This window comes from Streptomyces sp. NPDC058619, from assembly GCF_042717785.1.
GTDB lineage: Bacteria > Actinomycetota > Actinomycetes > Streptomycetales > Streptomycetaceae > Streptomyces.
This window is the reverse complement of record NZ_JBHXQN010000025.1, coordinates 81,181-103,231: the sequence shown is the minus strand read 5'-3', so window position 1 is coordinate 103,231 and position 22,051 is coordinate 81,181. Positions and strand designations below refer to the sequence as shown.

General features: G+C 74.8%; 24 protein-coding genes. 12 read left to right on the top strand and 12 right to left on the bottom strand.

The annotated features are described in order from the left end of the window. Positions 1-183 precede the first annotated feature (183 nt). Together ung and ACFWTC_RS23975 are read left to right on the top strand one after the other, a co-directional pair. Positions 184-852 carry a uracil-DNA glycosylase gene (ung, locus tag ACFWTC_RS23980; protein WP_383929479.1) on the top strand — a complete coding sequence of 223 codons (669 nt, stop codon included), beginning with the start codon at positions 184-186 and terminating at the stop codon, positions 850-852. Between the two features lie 95 nt (positions 853-947). Continuing rightward, positions 948-1,490 (top strand): hypothetical protein, encoded by a 543-nt coding sequence (locus ACFWTC_RS23975; RefSeq protein ID WP_383929481.1) that lies wholly within the window; start codon positions 948-950, stop codon positions 1,488-1,490. Between the two features lie 48 nt (positions 1,491-1,538). Here ACFWTC_RS23975 and ACFWTC_RS23970 read toward each other — a convergent pair whose 3' ends face one another. Next, positions 1,539-2,069 (bottom strand): hypothetical protein, encoded by a 531-nt coding sequence (locus ACFWTC_RS23970; RefSeq protein ID WP_384028326.1) that lies wholly within the window; start codon positions 2,067-2,069, stop codon positions 1,539-1,541. Positions 2,070-2,165: 96 nt separating this feature from the next. Beyond that, on the bottom strand, positions 2,166-2,687 hold the full coding sequence (locus tag ACFWTC_RS23965) for a DinB family protein (RefSeq protein ID WP_383929435.1): 522 nt from the start codon (positions 2,685-2,687) through the stop codon (positions 2,166-2,168). A gap of 85 nt (positions 2,688-2,772) precedes the next feature. Here ACFWTC_RS23965 and ACFWTC_RS23960 point away from each other — a divergent pair, with 85 nt between their 5' ends. Then, entirely contained in the window at positions 2,773-3,678 is a 906-nt protein-coding gene (locus tag ACFWTC_RS23960) for a Gfo/Idh/MocA family protein (RefSeq protein WP_384028328.1), read from the top strand. Here the strand turns inward: ACFWTC_RS23960 and lnt are convergent. The 5 genes from lnt to ACFWTC_RS23935 form a co-directional block, all read right to left on the bottom strand. Further along, on the bottom strand, positions 3,623-5,161 hold the full coding sequence (gene lnt, locus ACFWTC_RS23955; RefSeq protein ID WP_384028330.1) for an apolipoprotein N-acyltransferase: 1,539 nt from the start codon (positions 5,159-5,161) through the stop codon (positions 3,623-3,625). The genes ACFWTC_RS23960 and lnt overlap by 56 nt on opposite strands. A gap of 57 nt (positions 5,162-5,218) precedes the next feature. Next, entirely contained in the window at positions 5,219-5,686 is a 468-nt protein-coding gene (locus tag ACFWTC_RS23950; RefSeq protein ID WP_383929443.1) for a nuclear transport factor 2 family protein, read from the bottom strand. A gap of 69 nt (positions 5,687-5,755) precedes the next feature. Then, positions 5,756-5,932, bottom strand: a complete 177-nt coding sequence (locus ACFWTC_RS23945; RefSeq protein WP_351282195.1) for a hypothetical protein — start codon at positions 5,930-5,932, stop codon at positions 5,756-5,758. Between the two features lie 113 nt (positions 5,933-6,045). Further along, positions 6,046-6,924 carry an undecaprenyl-diphosphate phosphatase gene (locus tag ACFWTC_RS23940; protein ID WP_383929446.1) on the bottom strand — a complete coding sequence of 293 codons (879 nt, stop codon included), beginning with the start codon at positions 6,922-6,924 and terminating at the stop codon, positions 6,046-6,048. Between the two features lie 48 nt (positions 6,925-6,972). Continuing rightward, on the bottom strand, positions 6,973-7,701 hold the full coding sequence (locus ACFWTC_RS23935; RefSeq protein ID WP_383929449.1) for a TVP38/TMEM64 family protein: 729 nt from the start codon (positions 7,699-7,701) through the stop codon (positions 6,973-6,975). Positions 7,702-7,750: 49 nt separating this feature from the next. On the opposite strand from ACFWTC_RS23935, the gene ACFWTC_RS23930 reads away from it, so the two are divergent. The 4 genes from ACFWTC_RS23930 to ACFWTC_RS23915 all read left to right on the top strand — a co-directional run bounded on the left by ACFWTC_RS23930 (position 7,751) and on the right by ACFWTC_RS23915 (position 11,858). Continuing rightward, complete coding sequence (locus tag ACFWTC_RS23930; protein ID WP_383929452.1) at positions 7,751-8,467, top strand: DNA alkylation repair protein; 717 nt, start codon at positions 7,751-7,753, stop codon at positions 8,465-8,467. Between the two features lie 267 nt (positions 8,468-8,734). Then, positions 8,735-9,916, top strand: a complete 1,182-nt coding sequence (tuf, locus tag ACFWTC_RS23925; protein WP_383929455.1) for an elongation factor Tu — start codon at positions 8,735-8,737, stop codon at positions 9,914-9,916. A 120-nt stretch (positions 9,917-10,036) separates the two neighbouring features. After that, positions 10,037-10,882, top strand: a complete 846-nt coding sequence (locus ACFWTC_RS23920) for a patatin-like phospholipase family protein (protein ID WP_383929458.1) — start codon at positions 10,037-10,039, stop codon at positions 10,880-10,882. A 184-nt stretch (positions 10,883-11,066) separates the two neighbouring features. Continuing rightward, positions 11,067-11,858 (top strand): spermidine synthase, encoded by a 792-nt coding sequence (locus ACFWTC_RS23915; protein WP_383929484.1) that lies wholly within the window; start codon positions 11,067-11,069, stop codon positions 11,856-11,858. Here the strand turns inward: ACFWTC_RS23915 and ACFWTC_RS23910 are convergent. After that, a complete protein-coding gene (locus tag ACFWTC_RS23910) occupies positions 11,845-13,152 on the bottom strand; it encodes an MFS transporter (protein WP_383929461.1) in 1,308 nt (435 codons plus the stop codon). The two genes, ACFWTC_RS23915 and ACFWTC_RS23910, sit on opposite strands and share 14 nt — an antisense overlap. 70 nt (positions 13,153-13,222) lie before the next feature. Beyond that, entirely contained in the window at positions 13,223-14,251 is a 1,029-nt protein-coding gene (locus ACFWTC_RS23905) for a hypothetical protein (RefSeq protein WP_383929464.1), read from the bottom strand. Positions 14,252-14,361: 110 nt separating this feature from the next. On the opposite strand from ACFWTC_RS23905, the gene ACFWTC_RS23900 reads away from it, so the two are divergent. Continuing rightward, on the top strand, positions 14,362-14,799 hold the full coding sequence (locus tag ACFWTC_RS23900) for a DUF4442 domain-containing protein (RefSeq protein WP_383929486.1): 438 nt from the start codon (positions 14,362-14,364) through the stop codon (positions 14,797-14,799). A 105-nt stretch (positions 14,800-14,904) separates the two neighbouring features. On the opposite strand, the gene ACFWTC_RS23895 is transcribed toward ACFWTC_RS23900, so the two are convergent. Beyond that, entirely contained in the window at positions 14,905-15,738 is an 834-nt protein-coding gene (locus ACFWTC_RS23895) for a hypothetical protein (RefSeq protein WP_383929467.1), read from the bottom strand. Positions 15,739-15,923: 185 nt separating this feature from the next. On the opposite strand from ACFWTC_RS23895, the gene ACFWTC_RS23890 reads away from it, so the two are divergent. The 3 genes from ACFWTC_RS23890 (at position 15,924) to ACFWTC_RS23880 (ending at position 19,484) form a co-directional block, all read left to right on the top strand. Next, positions 15,924-16,124 carry a type II toxin-antitoxin system VapB family antitoxin gene (locus ACFWTC_RS23890; RefSeq protein ID WP_383929470.1) on the top strand — a complete coding sequence of 67 codons (201 nt, stop codon included), beginning with the start codon at positions 15,924-15,926 and terminating at the stop codon, positions 16,122-16,124. A gap of 116 nt (positions 16,125-16,240) precedes the next feature. Beyond that, a complete protein-coding gene (locus ACFWTC_RS23885) occupies positions 16,241-18,760 on the top strand; it encodes a beta-glucosidase (RefSeq protein WP_383916278.1) in 2,520 nt (839 codons plus the stop codon). Between the two features lie 58 nt (positions 18,761-18,818). Next, positions 18,819-19,484 (top strand): DedA family protein, encoded by a 666-nt coding sequence (locus ACFWTC_RS23880; RefSeq protein ID WP_383916276.1) that lies wholly within the window; start codon positions 18,819-18,821, stop codon positions 19,482-19,484. Between the two features lie 102 nt (positions 19,485-19,586). Here ACFWTC_RS23880 and ACFWTC_RS23875 read toward each other — a convergent pair whose 3' ends face one another. Next, positions 19,587-20,132 (bottom strand): gamma carbonic anhydrase family protein, encoded by a 546-nt coding sequence (locus ACFWTC_RS23875; protein WP_383916275.1) that lies wholly within the window; start codon positions 20,130-20,132, stop codon positions 19,587-19,589. Between the two features lie 193 nt (positions 20,133-20,325). Between ACFWTC_RS23875 and ACFWTC_RS23870 the strand changes: the two genes are divergently transcribed. Next, complete coding sequence (locus ACFWTC_RS23870; RefSeq protein ID WP_383916273.1) at positions 20,326-21,138, top strand: acyltransferase; 813 nt, start codon at positions 20,326-20,328, stop codon at positions 21,136-21,138. Here the strand turns inward: ACFWTC_RS23870 and ACFWTC_RS23865 are convergent. Continuing rightward, complete coding sequence (locus ACFWTC_RS23865; protein WP_383916271.1) at positions 21,135-22,001, bottom strand: EamA family transporter; 867 nt, start codon at positions 21,999-22,001, stop codon at positions 21,135-21,137. The genes ACFWTC_RS23870 and ACFWTC_RS23865 overlap by 4 nt on opposite strands. Positions 22,002-22,051 lie beyond the last annotated feature (50 nt).

Below are 22,051 nucleotides of genomic sequence, written 5' to 3'. Positions count from 1 at the left end.
GCCGGCGCGGGGGGGGGGGGGGGGGGGGGCGGGGGCCCCCCGGGGGGGGGGGGGGGGGGGGGGGGGGGGGGGGGGGCGGGCCCCCCCCCCCCCGGGGCGGGCGGGCGAGGCACTGTCAGTGGCCCCCGGTAGGTTCTGGAGCAGTCGCACGAACTTGTACCGGAGGTTGTCCCCGTGACCCAGATGCTGCCCGAGTCCTGGCTCCCCGTCCTCGGCGGAGAGCTGGACCAGCCCTACTTCAGGGAACTCACCGAGTTCGTCGAGAAGGAACGGGCCAACGGGCCGGTCTACCCGCCCCGCGAGCAGGTCTTCGCGGCCCTGGAGGCCACCCCCTTCGACCAGGTGAAGGTGCTGGTCCTCGGACAGGACCCCTACCACGGCGCGGGCCAGGGCCACGGCCTGTGCTTTTCCGTGCAGCCCGGTGTCAAGACCCCTCCCTCGCTGCGCAACATCTACAAGGAGATGAAGGAGGAACTCGGCCTGCCGGTCCCCGACAACGGGTACCTCATGCCGTGGGCCCGCCAGGGGGTCCTGCTGCTCAACGCGGTGCTCACCGTCCGTGAGGCCGAGCCCAACTCGCACAAGGCCAAGGGCTGGGAGAAGTTCACCGACGCGGTGATCCGCGCGGTCTCCGACCGTCCCGACCCGGCGGTGTTCGTCCTGTGGGGCGCCTACGCCCAGAAGAAGCTCCCGCTGATCGACGAGGAGCGGCACGCGGTCGTCAAGGGCGCCCACCCGTCCCCGCTGTCGGCCAAGAAGTTCTTCGGCTCCCGGCCCTTCACGCAGATCGACGCCGCTGTCGCCGCCCAGGGCCATGAGCCGATCGACTGGCGGATCCCCGACCTCGGCTGACCTCCCCCCGCGCCTCGGCGGCATTGCCGGTGCCTCCGGCTAGCTTCGTGACGACCGGACCGGCGCAGGTCCGGCGGAGCGAGCCGGAGGCCGCGTTGACGGAGCCGCAGGAGGCGTCGGAGGACGCCGTCATGACCCGGATCGGCCAGGCCGTCATCCTGCTGCACGCCGGGGACCGCGAGGAGGCCCGCAACCGGCTCGGCGCGATCTGGTCCGAGATCGGCGAGGAGGGCGACTCCCTCCACCGCTGCACGCTCGCGCACTACATGGCCGACGCGCAGGACGATCCCGCCGAGGAGCTGGCCTGGGACCTGCGGGCCCTGACCGCGGCCCACGGCCCCACCGCGGGGGCCGCGCCGGGGGAGTGGATCCCGGCCGGGCGGACCGCCGAGCCGCGGCGCGCGATGCGGGCGTTCTACCCGTCCCTCCACCTCAGCCTCGCCGCCGACTACGTCAAGCTGCGGCGCCCCGAGGCGGCCCGGGTCCACCTGGCCCGGGCCCGCGCCGCCACCGGCGCGCTGTCCGACGACGGGTACGGCAACGGCGTACGGGCCGCCATCGCCCGGCTGGAGCGCCGCCTCGCCGGGGAACCGGGCGCCGGACCGGGGCCGGGGCCGTTCCCGGAACAGTGCCCGTAGGCGCGCCCCCGTACGGAGCCCCGCACGGTGACCGTAGCCCGGGGGCGCTCAGCCGCCCTGGACGCCCGCGCAGATGCGGGCCTCCGGGCTGTCCGGATGCCAGCGGCCGTGCCGCCGGCCCAGCGCGCACACGTCCGCCGGGCGCACCGGCAGCTCCCGCAGCAGCTTCCGCTCGGCAGCGGCGTCGGGCCGTGCGTGGTGCCCGCGGCCGCCCTGCCGCTCCGTGACGGGCTCGCCGGGCCCCGGAGGCTCCGGGATGTCGGGGACGGGCGGCGCGGTCCGGGGGAGCCCCCCGGAGGCCTCCGGGGCGGTGTGCTGCGCCGACCGGTGGGCCTGCGTGGACGCCGTGGGGCGTGCGGGCTGCCCGGGGGCGGCCTCCAGGGCCTCCAGAGCGGGCGCCCGGACGGTCACCGGGGCGGCTCCCGGCCCGCCGCGCGGTGCGTGGTGCGGCGGCACCCCGGCGGCGGGCGGGACCGCGGGCCTCGCGGGAGCGGGGTTCACGCTCACGCAGCCGGACACCGCCGAGACGGCGCAGGCCACTCCGAGCAGCAGGGTTGTCGTGGTTCGGGTTGGATGCACTCGCACAACTCTGCTGTGCGAGGACCCCGTTGCGAAAACCCGGAGGCGATATTCACTCCGCACGGGTGACGGGGGGCTGGTGTCCGGCGGACGGTCCTACTCGCCTGTGGAGCCGTCGACGTGCTCGCGCAGCAGGTCGGCGTGGCCGTTGTGGCGCGCGTACTCCTCGATCATGTGGGTGTAGACCCAGCGGAGGCTGAACACCTCGCCGCGGTGGTGGACGGCCGCGTCCGACACCAGGTCCAGGGAGCGGCCCGCCGACGCCTGCCGGGCCAGCTCGACCTCGGTCTGCCAGACCCGCTCCGCGTCGGCCCAGGTGTCCGCGTCGGTGAAGTGGAAGTCCCCGTCCGGCTCGTCCTGGGAGCAGTAGAGCTCCGGCAGGTCCTCGCCCAGCATGATCTCCCGGAACCAGTACCGCTCCACCTCCGCCATGTGCCGTACGAGGCCCAGCAGGCTCAGCTCGGAGGGCTTCAGGGGCGTCAGGCGCAGCTGCTCGTCGCCCAGGCCCTCGCACTTCCAGGCGAGCGTGGAGCGGTGGTAGTCGAGCCAGCCGTCCAGCATCTCCCGCTCGTCGGCGGTGGTGGAGGGCTCGGTGCGATGTGATCCATTGGAGTGCATGACCCTCATCCTGGGCGAACGGGGCCCCCGCCACCAGGGATTAAGCTGCGGGAATACCGCTCGGAACGAACCTGGAGGCTCCCCGGTGAAGGTCGGCTGCATCGGACTCGGCGACATCGCGCAAAAGGCGTACCTGCCCGTCCTCACCACCCGCCCGGGAGTAGAGCTGCACCTGCAGACCCGGACCCCCGCCACGCTGGAGCGGGTCGGCGCCCTCCACCACGTCCCGGCCGCGCGCCGGCACACCGACCTCGACGCCCTGCTGGCGCAGGGACTCGACGCGGCCTTCGTGCACGCCCCGACCGCCGCCCACCCCGAGATCGTCACCCGCCTCCTGGAAGCGGGCGTGCCGACGTACGTGGACAAGCCGCTCGCCTACGAGCTCGCGCAGTCGCGCCGGCTGGTGGAACTGGCGGAGGAACGCGGGGTCTCCCTCGCCGTCGGCTTCAACCGCCGCCACGCGCCCGGCTACACGCAGTGCGCCGAGCACCCGCGCGAGCTGATCGTCCTGCAGAAGAACCGCGTCGGCCTGCCCGAGGACCCGCGCACCCTCGTGCTGGACGACTTCATCCACGTCGTCGACACCCTGCGCTTCCTGCTGCCCGCCGAGGCCGACCACATCGACGTGCGGGCCGTGGTGCGCGAGGGCCTGATGCACCAGGTGGTGCTCCAGATGTCCGGGGAGGGTTTCACCGCGCTCGGCATCATGAACCGGCGCTCCGGGTCCGCCGAAGAGGTCCTGGAGGTGTCCGGACAGGACACCAAGCGGCAGGTCGTCAACCTCGCGGAGGTCATCGATCACAAGGGCCAGCCGACCGTCCGGCGCCGCGGGGACTGGGTGCCGGTCGCCCGCCAGCGCGGCATCGAGCAGGTCGTGGACGCCTTCCTGGAGGCCGTCGCGGCGGGCCGCACCCTCAGCGCCCGGGACGCACTCCTCACCCACGAGCTGTGCGAGCGGGTGGTGGACTCGGCCCTCGAGCAGGCCTCCTGAGCGAGCGGGACCCCTCCGCCGCGCAGTACGCCGCCAGTACGGCGAGGGCCGCCGCCACCGGCCAGTCCCCGAAGCGGACGTAGAGCGTCGTGCCCCGGGCCGTGGGGACCTCGTACACGGCCGCCGTGCTCGCCGCGGTGGGCAGCGCCGCGCCGACCCGCTCCCCGTACGGGCCGTGCACCGCGCTGATCCCTGTCAGGGTGGCGTGCACCATCGGGCGGCCGGTCTCGGCGGCGCGCAGCGCGGCCAGCGAAGCGTGCTGCGCCGGAGCCCAGCTGTCCTGGAAGGTGCTCGTCGACGACTGGGCGACCAGCAGGCCGGCGCCCTGGCGGACCAGGTGGCGGCTCATGTCCGGGAACGCCGACTCGAAGCACACCAGCGGGCCGACGCGGACGCCCCCGGGAAGTCCCATGACCACCGGGGCGTCCCCCGGCACCCGGTCCTCGCCGGCCGCCCTGCCGACCGAGGTGGCCCAGCCGAAGAGCGCGCGGGCCGGCACGTACTCGCCGAAGGGGACGAGCCGCATCTTGTCGTACCGGTCGCCGATCGGGCCGCGGGCGTCGACGAGCACCGCGCTCTTGCGGATCCCGGGGCGGTCCGGCTGCCGCGCGTCCACGTTCACCAGCAGCGGGGCCCCCGTCTCCGCGGAGAGGTCCGCCAGGCGCCGGGCCAGGTCCGGGCGGGCCGTCAGGTCCTCGCCGACGCTGCTCTCGCCCCACACCACCAAATCGACCGGTCTCCCGGCCAGCGTCCGGGTCAGCCGCTCCCCGGCGGCGAACCGCCGCTCCGTGCTGTCCGGACCGTCCGCCACCGGTCCCGGCTGCACGACGGCCACCCGCAGCCGCCCCGACACCTCGGGGGACGGCGCCCCCAGCCACACCACGCCCGTCAGCACCGCGCACCCCGTCAGCCCGGCCACCGCCGGGGCCCGCGCGCCCGGCACCGCCGTCAGCAGCACCACCGCGCAGTTCACCGCCACCACGGCGAGGCCGACCAGCCACACCCCGCCCACCGAGGCCAGCCGCAGCGCGGGCGGCACCTGCCACTGGCTCGCTCCCAGGAGCCCCCAGGGCCCGCCCAGCCCCTGCCAGGACCGGACCAGCTCCGACAGCAGCCACCCCGCCGGTACGAGGACCAGCGCGGCGCCCGCCCGGCCGGCCGAGGGGGTACCGCCGAGCAGATCCCGCACCAGCAGCGCCCAGGGGATCCACAGCAGGCCGAGCAGCGCGGCCACCGGCACCAGGAACACGTGCAGGCTGGGCAGCAGCCAGTGGTGGACGGCCACGATGAAGGCGGCGCCGCCCAGCCAGCCCTCCAGGGCCGCCCGCCGCCAGGTGGGGGCCGACCTCAGCAGCAGCATCCAGGGCACGAGGGCGACGTATGCGAACCACCACAGCGCGGGCGCGGGGAAGGCGAGGGCGGGCAGCGCCCCGGCGAGGACCGCGGCGGCGATCCGCCGGCCCGGGATCCGGGCACCGCTCATCGGGACCATGGCATGCCTCCGCCTCCAGTGTGGATCAGCCGCGCGCCCGGGGCCCGGTCAGGCGGAAGCGTGCCGCCACTTCTCGTGGACCGTGACCCCGGTCAGCCGCCAGCCGTCGCGGGTGCGGGCCAGCTCGAAGGCGTAGCGCCCGGCCGCGACGAAGTTGGGCGCGGTGACGGTCCCGTCGAACTCGGGCCCCGCCAGTCGCATCGGATTGAGGAAGTCGGCCCGCACCCGGGCCGTGTCGCCGGGCGAGCCGCCCAGGTCCTCGACCCGGATCAGCCGGTTCACGATGAGGTGCTGCCGCACCGGGAAGAGCTTCATGGTCTCGGCGAGCCAGTCCGCGACCTCCCCGGCCGGCCCTTCGACACCGCCCGCCGAGCTGTAGTCGGCCCGCCCACCCGGGGCGAACAGGGCGCGGTACGCCGCCCAGTCACCGTCGTCGACGGCCACCGCGTACCCCGAGACCACCTCGTCGATCGCCAGCCGGTCCATTACCGTCGCGAGGTCCACACGCTGCGTCATCGGGACAGTGTGGGGCTGCCGGGGGCCGAGGCCAAGGGGCGCGCGCCCGCCGGAGCCCCCCGCGGGCGGTCAGTGACCGGAACGCACCTCCCGCTGCCGCACCACGACGAGGAACGCGTCGCTGTCCAGGTCCATCACCACCTCGGCCTGCACGCCCTCGCGCAGGCGCTGCGCCGCGTACTCCTCGGCCGGCCAGCTCCCCCTCGGACTTCCGGCCGGAAACCGCTCCAACACCACTCGACCCATGGGACACCCCCTGTTGCTCGCCTTCAGGTCTCTCAGGCACAACGACGCGGAGGCCGCCCGGGAACGTTCCCGAGCGGCCTCCGGTTCACGCGAAGCGGTGAGCGGGGTCGCCGCTACGAGCCGGACTCGCCCGCGTGGGGGCTCAGTACACCCATGCCGATCAGTACGAACAGGACGATGCCCAGCAGGATCCGGTAGATCACGAACGGCATGAAGCTCTTGGTGGAGATGAACTTCATGAACCACGCGATGACGACGTATCCCACGAAGAACGCGATGACCGTCGCGAAGATCGTCGGCCCCCACGAGATGTGGCCCGGCTCCTCGACCACGTCCAGGATCTCGAACGCGCCCGACGCCAGCACGGCCGGGATCGCGAGGAGGAAGGAGTAGCGGGCGGCCGCCTCACGGGTGAAGCCCAGCAGCAGGCCGCCCGAGATCGTCGCACCGGAGCGCGAGACGCCCGGGATCAGGGCCATCGCCTGGCAGAAGCCGAAGACGAGACCGTCCTTGACGCTCAGCTGCCCCAGCGTCTTGCGCTCGCGGATCGCGCGGTGCCTGCCGCCCTCCTCGTCGCGCGCGGCCAGGCGGTCGGCGACGCCGAGCACGATGCCCATCACGATGAGGGTGGTGGCGGTCAGCCGCAGGTCACGTGCCGGGCCCACGATCTGGTCCTTGAACACGAGGCCGAGGACACCGATCGGAATCGATCCGACGATCACCAGCCAGCCCATCTTCGCGTCCTGTTCGGAGCGCAGGGCCTTGGTGTAGAGCGAGCGGAACCAGGTGGAGACGATCCGCGCGATGTCCTTGCGGAAGTAGATCAGCACGGCCGCCTCGGTGCCGATCTGGGTGATGGCGGTGAAGGCCGCTCCCGGGTCGTGCCAGCCGGCGAACGCCGCGGTCAGCCGCAGGTGGGCACTGGAGGAGATCGGGAGGAACTCCGTAAGCCCCTGGACGAGACCGAGGATTAGGGATTCGAACCAGCTCATGTCGGGGTGCGCTCGTCCTTGTGATCGTTGGGCAGTTCGCGTCCGATGCTAGGGCCCGTGCGGGGCGGCGCTGACCACCGGGGGGTGCTGGGGCGCCCGTTCGTGCGCGGTCCCGAGCGGCCGGGGCGGTGCCAGGCGGTGCCGCTTGCGCCAGGCGACCGCTCCGGCGGCCACCACGGAGACCACGATGAAACCGAACGAGACCAGGAAGGCGGGCGAACCGGGGGAGGAGGCGTTGGCCCCCGCGATCACGTACGCGGTGGTGTTCGGGACGACCCCGAGCGCGGTTGCGGACAGGAACGGCACCCAGCCGCAGCGGGAGACCGCCGCGCAGTAGTTGGCCACCACGAACGGCACGCCGGGGAAGAGGCGGACGGCGATCATCGAGCGGAACCCGTGCCGGCTGAGCTGGCCGTCGGCCGCGCGCAGCCAGCGGCCGCGCACGTACGGGCGCAGGGCTTCCTGGCCCATGTACCGGCCCAGGCCGAACGCGATCGCGGCGCCGAGCACGGTGCCGCCGACCGCCGCGAGCAGGCCGAACTGCGTACCGAAGACGGCTCCGGCGGCCAGGTTCAGCAGCGGGCGCGGCACGAACGCCGCCGCGCACACCCCGTACACGGCTGCGAACAGCAGGACCGCCGTCCCCACGGGCAGGCCCGGGAGCCAGCCCTCCGAGAGGATCCGCTGCGGCTCGTACAGCAGCACGCCCACGCCGGCCGCGGAGAGCAGCACGACGAGGAGCGACAGCCGGAACCACGGCGCGAGGAGGAGGGACATTCCGGGAGACTAACCGACCTGCGGGACTCCGCGCCGTAATCTGGGCCTCATGCAGCCGAACGACCCGCGACCGCCGGGGGTTCCCCGCAGCGCCCTCGCGGACACCCTCGTGGACCGGCTGACCGCGGTCTACGCGGGCGCCGCCGACCCCGTACGGGCCGCGGCGATGGCCGCGTACATGAAGGGCGTCTCGCCCTTCCTGGGGCTCCCGACCCCGCTGCGCCGCGAGCTGTCGAAGGCGGTGACCCAGGACACCCCCGTCCCCCGGGAGGCGGACTGCGCCGCGCTCGCCCTGCGCTGCTGGCGGCTCCCCGAGCGCGAGTACCGGTACTTCGCCGTGGACTACCTGCGCCGGCACGTCTCCCGCTGCTCCTCCGCCCTGCTGCCGGTGGTGCGGCACCTCGTCGTGACCGACCCCTGGTGGGACACCGTCGACCTGCTCGCCGCGCACACGGTGGGCCCGCTGGTGGCCGCCGACCCGGCGCTGCGGACCGACATGGACGAGTGGATCGGGGACGAGGACCTCTGGGTCGCCCGCACCGCCCTCCTGCACCAGCTGCGCCACAAGGACGCCACGGACACCGGCCGGCTCTTCGGCTACTGCCGCCGACAGGCCGGCCACCCGGACTTCTTCATCCGCAAGGCCATCGGCTGGAGCCTGCGGGAGTACGCGAGGACCGACGCGGACGCGGTCCGCGCCTTCGTGGAGGCCGAACGCCCCCGGCTGTCCCCGCTGTCCGTGCGCGAGGCGCTCAAGAACTGCTGACCGAGGTCGCGTTCGCGCGCGAAAACCATTCGACGGCGCGGGGACCGTCCGGCACGATCAGGGGCATGTCCCGGTACGCCTTCCCCGCAGCGCCGTCCGCAGTCGCGGACGCGCCGAAGGCTGCCGCCGGTGCGGAAGCACCCTCCTTCGCCGCATTCGACGGCGCACGAAGCTGACCCTTCCCGGACAGTCCGGCGGACCCCGCAGGGGGAGGGTCGGCCCGGTTCCGGGGTCCCGTTCCAGCTTCGAGCCACGGGAAAGAACATCATGGCCAAGACGGCCTTCGTGCGGACCAAGCCGCACCTCAACATCGGCACCATGGGTCACGTCGACCACGGCAAGACCACCCTCACCGCCGCCATCACCAAGGTCCTCGCCGAGCGCGGCGGCGCGGCCTTCGTGCCCTTCGACCGGATCGACCGGACCCCGGAGGAGGCCCGGCGGGGGATCACCATCAACCTCACCCACGTCGAGTACGAGACCGACACCCGCCACTACGCCCACGTCGACATGCCCGGCCACGCCGACTTCATCAAGAACATGGTCACCGGGGCCGCGCAGCTCGACGGGGCGATCCTCGTCGTCTCCGCGCTCGACGGGGTCATGCCGCAGACCGCCGAGCACGTGCTCCTCGCCCGGCAGGTCGGCGTCGACCACGTCGTCGTCGCCCTGAACAAGGCCGACGCCGGCGACCCCGAGCTCACCGACCTGGTCGAGCTGGAGGTCCGCGAGCTGCTCACCGCCCACGGCTACGGCGGGGACGCTGCGCCCGTCGTACGGGTCTCCGGACTCGGGGCGCTGGAGGGCGACCCGCGGTGGACCGCGGCGATCGAGGCGCTGCTGGACGCGGTGGACACGTACGTGCCCATGCCCGTGCGGTACACGGACGCGCCCTTCCTGCTGCCGGTGGAGAACGTGCTCACCATCACCGGGCGCGGGACCGTCGTCACCGGCGCCGTCGAGCGGGGCGGCGTACGGCTCGGCGACCGGGTGAGCGTGCTCGGCGGCGACGGCGAGCCGGTCGAGACGGTCGTCACCGGTCTGGAGACCTTCGGGAAGCCGATGGAGTCCGCCGAGGCCGGCGACAACGTCGCGCTGCTGCTGCGCGGGGTCCCGCGCGACGGTGTGCGCCGCGGACACGTGGTGGCCGCGCCCGGCAGCGTCGTGCCCAGGCGGCGGTTCACGGCGCGGGTGTACGTGCTGTCGGGGCGCGAGGGCGGCCGGACGACCCCGGTCGTCAGCGGGTACCGGCCACAGTTCTACATCCGCACCGCCGACGTGGTCGGCGACGTGGACCTGGGCGAGGCCGGCACGGCCCGGCCGGGGGAGACGGTCGAGATGACCGTCGAGCTCGGGCGGGACGTGCCGCTGGAGTCGGGCCTCGGCTTCGCGATCCGCGAGGGCGGCCGCACGGTCGGCGCGGGCACCGTGACGGCGGTCCTGGAGTGATCCGGCCGTACTGATCGAGGCCCCTCCGTGGTGGCGGCGGGCAGGCTGCGCCAGACTGCCTGTCGTCACCGCGGGCTGCCGCGGGGCGTACGGGACGCGGCAACGAGGGGGCGGACGGCGATGGGCGGCGACACGGCACTGGTGCTGGGCGGCGGGGGGCTGACCGGGGTCGGCTGGGAGTGCGGGATCCTGTACGGGCTCGCCCGGGCCGGGGTCGACCTCACCACCGCCGACCTCGTCATCGGCACCTCGGCCGGCTCGGTCGTCGGCGCCCAGCTCACCTCGGGACGGCTCACCCCGCAGGAGCTGTACGAGCGCCAGCTCGGCGACCCGCGCGGCGAGCTCCCGGCGCGGCTCGGGGCGGGCCTCATCGCCCGCTACGCCCTCGCGATGGCGCGCTCGCGCGACGTGAAGGCCTACCGGCGGCGGGTCGGCGCGCTCGCGCTGGCCGCGGACACCGGCCCCGAGGCCGAGCGGCGCACGGTACTGGAGGCGCGGCTGGTCTCGCACGAGTGGCCCGAGCGGCGCCTGGTCGTCACCGCCGTCGACGCACTGAGCGGCGAGCTCAAGGCCTTCGACCGGGACGGCGGGGGCGGCCTGGTCGACGCCGTCTCGGCGAGCTGCGCGGTGCCCGGGGTCTGGCCGCCGGTCACGGTCGGCGGGCGCCGGTTCATCGACGGGGGCATCCGCTCCGCCACCAACGCCGACCTGGCCGCGGGCTACGCGCGGGTGGTGGTGCTCGCCCCGATGGCGATGGGCGCCGGGCTGATCCCCTCGCCGGCCGCCCAGACGGCCCGGCTGCGCGCGGCCGGCGCCCGGGTCCTGCTGATCACCCCGTCGGCGGCGGCCCGCAAGGTGTTCGGCCGCAACGTCCTGGACCCGGCCCGGCGCGACCCGGCCGCGCGGGCGGGCCTCGACCAGGCCGCCGGGCACGTCGCCGAGGCGCGGGCGGTCTGGTCGGGCTGAGGCGGCCGGCGACCGGCGACCGGCGGCCCGGGGCCCGGGTGATCGCGGCGGGTGCCGCGGGCGCGGGCGGTCCCGGCGGGGCGCGGGGGCGGTCCGGCCCGGCCGGGGACGGGCCGACAATGGTGGGGTGAGCGACGAACAGATCCCGGTCGTCCGGGACGTGGACCAGGGCACCGCGAAACTGATGCCGGACGTGGACCGGGAGCGGGCCTGGCTGCTGACCGTCGACGGGGCGCCGCAGTCGTACGTGGACCTGGACGACCCGGAGCACCTGGAGTTCGAGTACGTCCGCCGCCTCGCGCACGTGCTGGACCGGGCCGCGGAGCCGGGGCGCGCGCTGGACCTGCTGCACCTGGGCGGCGGCGCGCTCACCCTGCCGCGGTACGCCGCGGCGACCCGGCCGGGATCGCGGCAGACGGTCGTCGAGTTCGACACGGGCCTGGTGGAGCTGGTCGCCGAGCACCTGCCGCTGCCCGCGGACGCCGGGGTGACGGTGCACGCGGCCGACGCCCGGACCTGGCTGGAGGAGGCGCCCCCGGCGAGCGCGGACGTGGTGGTGGCCGACGTGTTCGGCGGCTCGCGGGTGCCGGCCCGGCTGACGTCCGTGGAGTACGCGCGGGAGGCGGCGCGGGTGCTGCGGCCCGGGGGGCTGTACGCGGCCAACCTGGCCGACGGCGCTCCCTTCGACTTCCTGCGCGGGCAACTGGCCACCTTCGCAGCGGTGTTCGGGGAGCTGGCCCTGCTCGCGGAGCCCGCGGTGCTGCGGGGGCGGCGGTTCGGGAACGCGGTGCTGCTGGCGTCGGACGGCGGGCTGCCGGTGGCGGAACTGGCCCGGCGCTGTGCCTCCGACGCGTTCCCCGCCCGGGTGGAGTTCGGGGCGGGGCTGGCCCGGTTCGTACGGGGGGCCCGGCCGGTCGGCGACGCGGAGGCGGTGGCCTCACCGGAGCCGCCGGAGGGCGCGTTCAGCCTGGGGTGAGCGACCCGGCCGGCTCGACGGCGGGCACCGGGGGCGGGCTTGCCGGCCCGGCCTTGCGGGTGATCCGGCGTACGTCCGGCACCAGCAGCACCGCCGCCGTCGGCAGCAGCACCAGGGCCGCGCAGCCCCACAGCGCGGGGGAGCGGCCGAAGGCGGACTCGGCGGGGCCCGCGAGGGCGGTGGCCAGCGGCGTCATCGACAGCGAGCCGAACCAGTCGTAGGCGGAGACCCGGGAGAACTTGTCCTCGGGGATCTCCTGGTGCATCGTCGTCATCCAGTTGACGCCGAACACCTCGATCGAGACCCCGCTGACGAGCATCACCACGCACAGCCCCCACACGGGCAGCGGGATCGCCAGCCCCGCCGAGGGCAGCGCCATCGGGAACACGCAGAGCGTGCCGACGAGCAGCAGCCGGCGCGGCTTCCAGACCATCATCAGCACGGCGCCGCCGATGGTGCCGAGACCGAAGAAGGCCAGGGCCAGGCCCCAGGGCGCCGCCCCGCCCAGGTAATCCCGCGCGACCAGCGGCCCGTACACCGCCTCCGCGGCGCTGATCACGCCGACCACGACGGCGAACTGGAGCACGATGCTCCACAGCCACGGCCGGGTCCGGAACTCCACCCAGCCCTCGCGCAGGTCGGACAGCAGCCCGCCGCCCGGCTCGCGTTCGGGGATGTGACTGACGTCGAGGAAGGCGCGCATCGCGCCCGCGACGGCGAAGGCGGCCGCGTCGACGGCGAGCACCCAGCCCGCACCGAACGCGGCGATCATGGCGCCGCCGAGCGCCGCGCCGCCGATCCCGGCGCCGTTCATGGACATCCGGAACAGGGCGAACGCGCGGTTCGCGTGCTCGCCGGAGACGGTGGACAGGAGCATGCCCTCGGCGGCCGGGTTGAAGAAGGCCGTACCGGTGCCGCACAGGCCGGTCAGCAGCATCATCTGCCACAGCTGCGGGTCTCCGGCCAGGACCAGCAGCGCGAAGGCGGCCTGCGAGACGCAGTTGAGGGTGTTGGCGGCGACCATCACGCGGTGCCGGGGCAGCCGGTCGGCGATCGCCCCGCCGACGAGCAGGAACAGGACGAGCGGGAGCGTACGGGCGGCCGTGACGAGACCGACGTCCCAGCCGGAGCCGCCGGTCTCCAGGACCGCGAAGGACGCGGCGATCAGCGCCCCGTGGCTCCCGAGGTTCGTGACGACCGCGGCGCCCGTCAGCAGGCTGTAGTTCCGGCCGGCCCATTCGGGGCGGCGGCGGCGCGCGGCCGGACGGGGCGGGGCCGCGGGGGAAGGACTCACCCCCGGACTATCCACGGCCCGGGCCGAGAATCCAAACGGATTGTCGGCCCGGACCGAGGGCGGCGGGAGGTCAGCCCGCGGAGAGGCGGACGGTGCTCATGATCTTCTCGAGCGTCGCCTGGGGGACCTCGTCCGGAACTCCGGCGGCGCTGTAGAGGACCCAGCTGGAGAAGTCACCGTTCGCGGTCTTGAAGCTGAAGGCGATGGACTTGCCGTCGGAGGAGCACTTGTTCTCCTTGGCGATGCCCGGCGCGGTGGCGGTCGCCATGTGGCCCTTGAGCCCGGAAGAGGTGGTGTACTCCTTCGGTTCGGAGACCTTCACGGTGCCCTTCGGCGCCTTTTGCGCGTATCCGGCGAACGCCCAGGTGCCGGCCTCGTTGCGCACGGCCTCGGCGGTGTCCTTGGCGCCCTGGCCGCCCTTGGTGCCGGTGCCGGCCAGCGAGGTCGTCTCCTCACTGCCGTTCTTGTCGGAGTCGACCTTGCACCAGTCCTCCTTGAGGTAGGCGGGGCCCGACATCATCACGACCGGGCCACCGTCCTTCTTCACCTCGTCCTCGAAGCCGATCGACGTGCCCGAGCCCAGCACGTTCCACTCCGGCGGGACGTCGAAGGCGGTGCCGTACTTCGGGTTGAGGACCACCTTCCAGCCCGGGACCACGGGCTTGACGTCGCCGCCGGCCCGCGGGTTCGGGCTCGTGCCCGCCGGGGCGGGCGCGGAGGACGCCGGGGCCGAGGAGGCGGCGGCGGGCTTGTCGTTCGCCTCGTTCGTCTTGTCGTCCCGGGTCAGGACGAAGGCGCCGGTGGCGGCGGCCGCCACGACGACCGCCGAGGCGGCGACGATGGCCACCGTCCTGGTGGAGTACGGGCTGCCGCCGCCGGGCGGTGGCGGAGCCTGCTGGGGCTGTTCCCAGGGCTGGACCGGTGGCGGCGTCTGGTACCCCTGCTGGGGGTACCCGTAGCCGGGCTGCTGCTCACCGTGTCCGGGCTGCTGGTACGGGTTCGGCTGCCCCGGCTGTCCCGGCTGCTGCTGGTACGGGTTCTGTTGCGCGTCCTGAGGGTTCTGCTCGCCCCCGGGCGGCTGCTGCTGTCCTGGCCACATGGCCGGTAACCATAGTGGGAGTGGTCTCCGGGGGCCACGGCCGCCCCCGGCCCGACTCTGGCCAACCGCACCTACCCGCGGGTAACATCCGCGTCATGAGCGCAGACCAGATGAACGTGGGCGAACTGCTCGCCGCGACGGTGCCGATGGCACGGACCCTGAACCTCCAGTTCCTGGAGACCACCCCCGAGCGTGCGGTCGTCCGGCTTCCGGACCAGCCCGACTTCCACAACCACGTCGGCGGCCCGCACGCGGGCGCCATGTTCACCCTCGCCGAGTCCGCGAGCGGCGCGATCGTCCTGGCCGCCTTCGGCGACCAGCTCTCGCGCGCGGTACCGCTGGCCGTCAAGGCCGAGATCGGCTACAAGAAGCTCGCCAAGGGCGTCGTCACCGCCACCGCCACCCTCGGCCGCCCGATCGCGGACGTCGTCGCCGAGCTCGACGCCGGCGGCCGCCCCGAGTTCCCCGTCACCATCGCCATCCAGCGCGAGGACGAGGCCGTGACGGGCGAGATGACCGTGGTGTGGACGCTGCGCCCCAACGCGTAGCCCCCGATCCGGCCCGGGCGCCCCGTCCGGCCCGGGTACCAGACCACCGCGAGGCCCCCGCCCCCTGCCGGGCGGGGGCCTCGCGCCGTTGCGGGCGGGCGTGAATCAGCCCCGGCGCCAGCGGTTGCGCCCGTCGGAGCCGGGTCCGCAGACGAGCGGGGTGCCGGCGGAGGTGACGGCGGCGGCTCCGGCGGGCGCGCAGAACGAGCCCGCGCGCTTGACCGGCGTACCGCTGTCGCCGTCGCCCGTCCCGCCGGAGGACGAGGAGGATCCGCCGCTGCCGTCGGACTCGTCCTGCGGGGGTGGCGGCGGGGGCGTGGGCGTCGGTGTCGGCGCCGGACTCGGGCGCAGGTCCGCGCCCTCGCGGGCCGGGCACGGGGTCCCGCGGGCGACCAGGTGGACGGACGGGGCGGCGAGCCGGGCCGCGATCGGGGAGCCGGCCGGCAGCCCCTGGAAGCAGACGGTCCAGTCCGCGTGGGGCGCGGGGAGCGCGACGTCGCGGTAGGCGCTGAGCGCGGTCAGCCCGGCCCCGCCCCCGTCCTTCACGGCCTTCTCGGCCTCGGCGAACGACTTCCCCACCACGGACGGCATCTGCGGCTCGGCCGGCGCGGGTGCGGACGGGGAAGGAGAGGGCGGCGGAGCCGGGCTGGAGGAGGCCGGGGGTGTCGGCGTCGCCGTCCGGGCGGCCACCGGCAGCGCCTTGGCGTCGTCCGTCTTCTCCGGCGGGTCCGAGACGAGGATCAACAGGAACCAGAGGCCGGAGAGCACGGTCGCGACGATCTTCTTGCCCTGGCTCCAACGGCTCGTCCACGCCAGCACGATGCCGGCCGGAGGCAGCAGGACCAGGGCCGTGACGATCAGTGCGGGGTGCTGCCACCAGCGCCGGACGGGCGGCGCGGGCGTGAAGCCGTACGGGTGCGTGTGCGGAGGTGGGTACACGGGACTCCAGGGCGGGGCGGAAGGGGAAGGGCGCACCCGTCCCGGGAGTGGCAAAACGTGCCAGCGGGGGTGTGCGTAGGGAGACCGTAGTGGCAACGGCCGGGAGCCGGTGGGGGAACCGGGGAATCCGCGGCGGCGATGCGGCTACAGTCCCTCGCACGACGACTGGGACGAAGGGGGTACCCGTGGCCAAGGTCAACATCAGCCTCGACGCCGAACTCGTGGTGGAGGTGATGGTCCTCGCCGGGGTCGGCTCTCCGCAGGACGCGGTGGAAGCCGTCGTACGGGACTACATCGCGCGCGGCCACCGCACCGAGGCGCGGGTCCAGCGGCAGGACGAGCCCCGGCGGGTCGCCGACGCCGTGGAGCAGCCGCCGCAGGGCTGAACCTCGGTGCCCCGGTGGCGCGTCTGAACCGGCCCCGCGGGCGGGCGGCGCACAGTGGGCGGCGGGAGCGGTCCGGCGCGGGCCGCTCCCGCCGCCCGACGCCGCTAGGAGCGCCCATGAGCGAGGCCGTGTCCAGACGTTCCGCGATCCGGCTCCTCGCCGGGGCGGGCGCCGCGCTCGGGGCGGCCGGCTGCGCGCCCACCGTGCCTCCGGGCGCGGGGCGGGGCACGGCGCCGCCCGCGCCCCCCGCGCCCGCTCCCGGAGCCGGAGCCGGACCCGCCGACGCCGCCGCCCGCGTGGAGTCCCTGCTGGAGCAGCTCACCCTGGAGGAGAAGACCGCCCTGCTGCACGGCGGCCGCGACCCGGCCCCCCTCGGCCAGGCCGGCTACGTGCCCGGCGTCCCCCGCCTGGGCATCCCGGCGCTGCGGCTCGCCGACGGGCCCGCCGGGGTACGCCTCGCCCGGCCCGCCACCGCGCTGCCCGCGCCGGTCCTGCTCGCCTCCGCCTTCGACCCCGCACTGGCCCGCGAGTACGGCAGGGTCCTCGGACGGGAGGGCCGCGCCCTCGGTGTGGACGTCCTGCTCGCGCCCATGGCGAGCCTCATCCGCACGCCGTACGCCGGGCGCAACTTCGAGACCTTCGCCGAGGATCCGCGCCTCACCGCCGACCTGGTGGCCGAGGTGGTCCGCGGCATCCAGGACGAGGGGCTCATCGCCGCCGTCAAGCACTTCGCCCTCAGCAACCAGGAGAAGGGCCGCGACACCGTCGACGTGATCGCCGCCGAACGGACCCTGCACGAGACCGAACTGCGCGGCTTCGAGGCGGCCGTGGCCGCCGGCGCGGGCGCCGTGGTCGGCGCGTACAACAAGGTCAACGGCGTGTACGCCTGCGAGAGCAGGCCGCTGCTGGACGAACTGCTGCGCGGAGCCTGGGGGTTCGACGGCTGGGTGATCTCCGAGCGGGACGCCGTCCACAGCACCGTCGCCGCCATCAGTGCGGGCCTGGACATGGAGATGCCCGGCGCGACCCACTTCGGGGCGCCGCTGCGCGAGGCGGTGCGCGGCGGCTCCGTCTCCCAGGACACCGTCGACCTCGCCGTGCACCGCGTCCTGAGCACCCTGGACCGCTTCGGACTGCTGACCGACCGCCCCGCGGCCCGGCCCGCCCGGGAGGCCGCGGCCGGGGCGCGGACGGCCCGCAAGGTGGCCGCCGCCGGGGCCGTGCTGCTGCGCAACGAGCGCGGCACGCTGCCGCTGGCCGGGGCGGCCGCCCGCTCCATCGCCGTCATCGGACCCACCGGGCAGGTGCCCTTCGTCAGTGGCGGCGGCAGCGCCCACGTCGTCCCGGACGCGGCCACCGCGCCGCTCGCCGCGATCCGCCAGCGGGCGGGCAAGGGCTCGACCGTGCGCTACGCCCTCGGAGAGGACCTGTACGGGCGCCCCCTCCCGCCGGTGCTCCTCAGACCCCCGGCCGACCTCGACGACCGCAGGGTGGAGGCCGGGCGGACCTGGAGCCACGAGGGCACCTTCACGCTCGCCGCCGCCGACGTGTGGACCCTGCTCGTCCACTACACCGGGCAGCGGCCGAGCGTGCGCCTCGACGGGGAGGAGCTGTTCCCCGTCCGGCAGGGCGTGGCGGAGCAGTTCGCGGGCGGGCTGCTCGCCGCCGCGCCCGACGGGCTGGCCGTCCGCCGCCGCACCCTCGCCCTCAAGGCCGGCCCCCACCGGCTCGCCGTGTCCGCCCGCGGCGGGGCCTCCGGCCAGCGCTTCCGGCTGCGGCTCACGACGGGGGCGACCCGGGCGGCGGACCTCGCCGAGGCGGTGAAGGCGGCCAAGGCGGCCCGCAGCGTGGTCCTGTTCGCCTACGAGGACGCCACCGAGGGCGCCGACCGGACCTCGCTGGCGCTCCCGGGCGGGCAGGAGCGGCTGATCGAGGCGGTCGCCGCCGCGAACCCGCGGACCACCGTCGTGCTGAACACCTCGTCCAGTACGACCATGCCGTGGCTCTCCCGTACCGGCGCCGTCCTCCAGACGTACTACCCGGGGCAGGAGGGCGCCGGGGCCACCGCCGACATCCTCTTCGGGGACGTGGACCCGGGCGGGCGGCTGACCCAGACCTTCCCCGCCGACGAGGACGCGACCCCGGTCGGCGGGAACCCGCTGCGCTACCCCGGGGTGGGCGGCAGGCAGGAGTACACGGAGGGCGTGCACGTCGGTCACCGCTGGTACGACGCGCAGCGGGCCGCCCCGCTGTTCCCGTTCGGGCACGGGCTCTCGTACACCACCTGGCAGTACGAGAAGCTCGTGGTCCGGCCGGAACACGGCGGGCTGCGGGTGGAGTTCACCGTCCGCAACACCGGGCGCCGCAAGGGCACCGAGGTGGCCCAGGTGTACGTCGGCCCGTCGCCGGAGCTGAAGCTCGACCAGCCGGTGCGCGCGCTGGCCGGATACCGGCGGCTGACCCTCGCGCCGGGCGAGGCGCAGCGGGTCACCGTCACCCTCGACCCGAGGGCCCTGTCCTCCTGGGACCCCGAACGGCACGCGTGGGTGCTGGGCGGCGGCCGCCGGGAGGTCTTCGCGGGCCGCTCGTCCCGCGAACTGCCACTGAGGTCAAAGACGGTGGTGAGCAGCCGGTAGGCTGCCCGCTCGGCGTGCCACAGGGGGCGCGCCGGAGTCGACTCGGGAGGACGTACCGGTGCACATCCAGGAATGGCTGGAGACGATTCCGGCGGTCAGCGTCTACCTCCTGGTGGGTCTGGTCATCGGGCTGGAGAGCCTCGGCATCCCGCTGCCGGGAGAGATCGTCCTCGTCAGCTCGGCGCTGCTCGCCTCGCAGCACGGCGACATCGATCCGGTGGTGCTCGGCGCCTGCGCGATCACCGGCGCGATCGTCGGCGACTCGATCGGCTACGCGATCGGGCGCCGGGGCGGCAAGCCGCTGCTGGAGAAGCTCGGCCGGCGCTTCCCCAAGCACTGCGGGCCCGAGCACGTGGCGCTCGCGGAACGCTCCTTCGAGAAGTGGGGCATGTGGGCCGTCTTCTTCGGGCGGTTCGTGGCGCTGCTGCGGATCTTCGCCGGTCCGCTGGCGGGCGTGCTGCACATGCCGTACTGGAAGTTCCTGATCGCCAACGTCTTCGGCGGAATCCTCTGGGCCGGCGGCACCACGGCCGTCATCTACTCGGTCGGCATCGTCGCGGAGCCCTGGCTGAAGCGGTTCTCCTGGGCGGCCCTGCTGATGGCGGTGCTCTGCGGGCTCGCCGTGACGCTGGTGGTGCGCAGCAGGATGAAGAAGGCGGCCGCGGAGGTCCGCACCGCCGCCGCGGAGGCCCCCGAGCCGGTCCCGGTCGGCGTCGCCGACTGAGCCGGCCGACGTGACGCGGACCCGGTCGTTGGCGTCCGCGTTCCGGAGGGCGGGGCGGCCCGCCGGCATGCGGACGCCCCGTCTTGATCCGGACGCGGGTGCCTAGGCCTCCGGGGTCACGGCGGCGCGGTGCTGCTTCGCCAGCTCCAGGTACATCGCGGCGTTGAGCTTGAGGCCCTCGCGTTCCTCCTCGGTCAGCTCGCGCCGCACCTTGGCGGGGACACCCGCGACCAGCGACCCGGGCGGGACCACCATCCCCTGCGGGACCAGCGCCTGCGCGGCCACCAGGGAACCGGCGCCGATCACCGCGCCGTTGAGGACGGTCGCGCCCATGCCGATCAGGCAGTCGTCCTCGACGGTGCAGCCGTGCACGACGGCGTTGTGGCCGATGGAGACCCGCTCGCCGATCGACACCGGGAACCCGGGGTCCACGTGCACCGTGCAGTTGTCCTGGACGTTGCTGTCCGCGCCGAGCGTGATCGGTCCGCAGTCGGCGCGCAGCACCGCGGAGTACCAGACGCTCGCTCCGGCGGCCAGCGTGACGTCGCCGATCACGACGGAGGTGGGCGCCGTGAAGGCCGTCGGGTCCACGGCGGGGCTCTTCCCGCCCACGCCCGCCACGAGTGCCCGGGCCGACTGCTGCGTCATGTGCTCTTCCTCTGCCTTCGCTTGTCTGTGCCCGTACGCCTGCGCCCGTCGTCCGTCACGGACGTCGTCGCTCGTACGGGTGCCTGCCGCGCTACCGGCACCGTAGGGCACGGGCCCGGGAGCTCCCGCGATGGGGTGAACATCACAGGTCCGCCGCTCTGATGCCCGCCACCCCGCCCACTACCGTGGCCGGGTGCCGAAGAACCAGAACACGTTCTCATCCCTCGCGGCCCTGCGCCGCAGGCTGGCGAACCGCGCGGTCCACGCCGGCTGGCGCTGGATGCAGCAGGCCGGCGCGGTGACCGCGCAGACCCCCGGGCGGCTGCGGTTCGGCGCGATCGGGCACGGCACCCGGCTCGCCTTCCCGCAGGGCACGGTCTTCGGCGAGCGCTGGATCCGGCTCGGCGACCACTGCATCATCGGCGAACAGGTCACCCTCACCGCCGGGATGATGCCGGACCTCGACCTGGGCGCGGAGCCGATGCTGGTGCTCGGCAACGGCGTGGTCATCGGCCGCGACAGCCACGTCATCGCAGACACCCGGATCACCATCGGGAACGACACGTTCTGCGGCCCCGGCGTGTACATCACCTCCACCAACCACAGCTACGACGACCCGCACCAGCCGGTCGGACGGCAGTGGCCGCGCAGCGCACCGGTCGAGATCGGCCCGGGCTGCTGGCTCGGCACCGGGGCCGTGGTCCTGCCGGGCGCGCGGCTCGGCCGCAACGTCGTGGTGGCGGCGGGGGCCGTCGTACGGGACGAGGTGCCGGACCACGCCGTCGTCGCGGGGGCGCCGGCGCGCGTCGTACGGCGCTGGGAGCCGGAGACGGGCTGGCAGCCCCCGCTGCGCACGCCGGCCCCCGTGCCGATCCCCGACGGGATGACCCCGGAGCAGCTGCGCGGGCTGGCGGAGCTGGCCGAGGCGGAGGCCCGCCAGGACGCGGCGGTCCCCCGGGGCCCGGAGGCCCGCCGGGACGCGGAAGCCCGTCAGGGCACCGCCTAACCGGCGGCCAGCAGGACCGTGCCCGCCAGGGCCAGCCCGGCGCCCGCCGCCTGGACGGTGCGCAGGCGCTCCTTGAGCACGGCGAAGGCGGCGAGCGCGGTGATCACCGGGTAGAGCGAGGACAGTACGGCGGCGACGGTGACCGGGCCGCTCTGGGCGGCGACGGAGTAGGTGCCGTTCGCCGCGACGTCCGCGAGGCCGACGAAGGCGAGGGCCGGGAGCAGGCCCCACAGGACGCGCGGTCCGGTGCCCGCGGGGAGGGCCGGGACGCCGCGCCGGGTCTGGACCCACAGCGCGGCGCCGCCCACGGCGACGTTGGTGACCCGCTGGACGAACAGCGCGAGGAACAGGCCGGTGAGGGTGGTGGAGGCGTGCGAGATCAACGCCATCACCGCGCCGAAGCCGAACGCGGCGACCAGGGTGAGGACGACGGCCCGCCGCTGGACGGGCGCGCCGCGCAGTTCCGGCCCGCCCGCCAGGACGATGCCGACGACGGCCACCGCGATGCCGGCGAACTGGCCGGGGCCGGGCCGCTCGCCCAGCGCCAGCCCGGCCGCGACGGGCACCACCACGCCCACGGAGCCCAGCGGCGAGACCACGCCCATGGGCCCGAGCGCCAGGGCCTTGTAGAAGCTGAGCATGGCGACCGGCCCGACGACGCCGGCGGCCACCGCGAACCAGAGCCCCGGCCCGGCCTCGTGCCAGGCCCCGGTGGCCAGGACGACGGAGCCGAGCACCACCACGGCGACGACCTGCGAGACCACGACCACCGTGAGGGCCGGGATCCGGCGGGTGAGCAGCCCGCCGCCGAAGTCGGCGAGACCCCACAGCACAGCTGTGGCCAAGGCGAAGAGGGCGGTCATGACGGGGCCTCGCAGTACAGTGCATTGAACGTTCGAGTACAGGGCACGGT

Coding starts and splice junctions, on each gene's coding strand:
- ACFWTC_RS23915 (WP_383929484.1), top strand. CDS start 11,067: ATGCCGGACGTGGACCGGGAGCGGGCCTGGCTGCTGACCGTCGACGGG.
- ACFWTC_RS23930 (WP_383929452.1), top strand. CDS start 7,751: ATGCAGCCGAACGACCCGCGACCGCCGGGGGTTCCCCGCAGCGCCCTC.
- ACFWTC_RS23905 (WP_383929464.1), bottom strand. CDS start 14,251: ATGTGGCCAGGACAGCAGCAGCCGCCCGGGGGCGAGCAGAACCCTCAG.
- ACFWTC_RS23950 (WP_383929443.1), bottom strand. CDS start 5,686: ATGACGCAGCGTGTGGACCTCGCGACGGTAATGGACCGGCTGGCGATC.
- ACFWTC_RS23945 (WP_351282195.1), bottom strand. CDS start 5,932: ATGGGTCGAGTGGTGTTGGAGCGGTTTCCGGCCGGAAGTCCGAGGGGG.
- ACFWTC_RS23935 (WP_383929449.1), bottom strand. CDS start 7,701: ATGTCCCTCCTCCTCGCGCCGTGGTTCCGGCTGTCGCTCCTCGTCGTG.
- ACFWTC_RS23965 (WP_383929435.1), bottom strand. CDS start 2,687: ATGCACTCCAATGGATCACATCGCACCGAGCCCTCCACCACCGCCGAC.
- ACFWTC_RS23865 (WP_383916271.1), bottom strand. CDS start 22,001: ATGACCGCCCTCTTCGCCTTGGCCACAGCTGTGCTGTGGGGTCTCGCC.
- ACFWTC_RS23920 (WP_383929458.1), top strand. CDS start 10,037: ATGGGCGGCGACACGGCACTGGTGCTGGGCGGCGGGGGGCTGACCGGG.
- tuf (WP_383929455.1), top strand. CDS start 8,735: ATGGCCAAGACGGCCTTCGTGCGGACCAAGCCGCACCTCAACATCGGC.
- ACFWTC_RS23900 (WP_383929486.1), top strand. CDS start 14,362: ATGAACGTGGGCGAACTGCTCGCCGCGACGGTGCCGATGGCACGGACC.
- lnt (WP_384028330.1), bottom strand. CDS start 5,161: ATGAGCGGTGCCCGGATCCCGGGCCGGCGGATCGCCGCCGCGGTCCTC.
- ACFWTC_RS23875 (WP_383916275.1), bottom strand. CDS start 20,132: ATGACGCAGCAGTCGGCCCGGGCACTCGTGGCGGGCGTGGGCGGGAAG.
- ACFWTC_RS23940 (WP_383929446.1), bottom strand. CDS start 6,924: ATGAGCTGGTTCGAATCCCTAATCCTCGGTCTCGTCCAGGGGCTTACG.
- ACFWTC_RS23885 (WP_383916278.1), top strand. CDS start 16,241: ATGAGCGAGGCCGTGTCCAGACGTTCCGCGATCCGGCTCCTCGCCGGG.
- ung (WP_383929479.1), top strand. CDS start 184: ATGCTGCCCGAGTCCTGGCTCCCCGTCCTCGGCGGAGAGCTGGACCAG.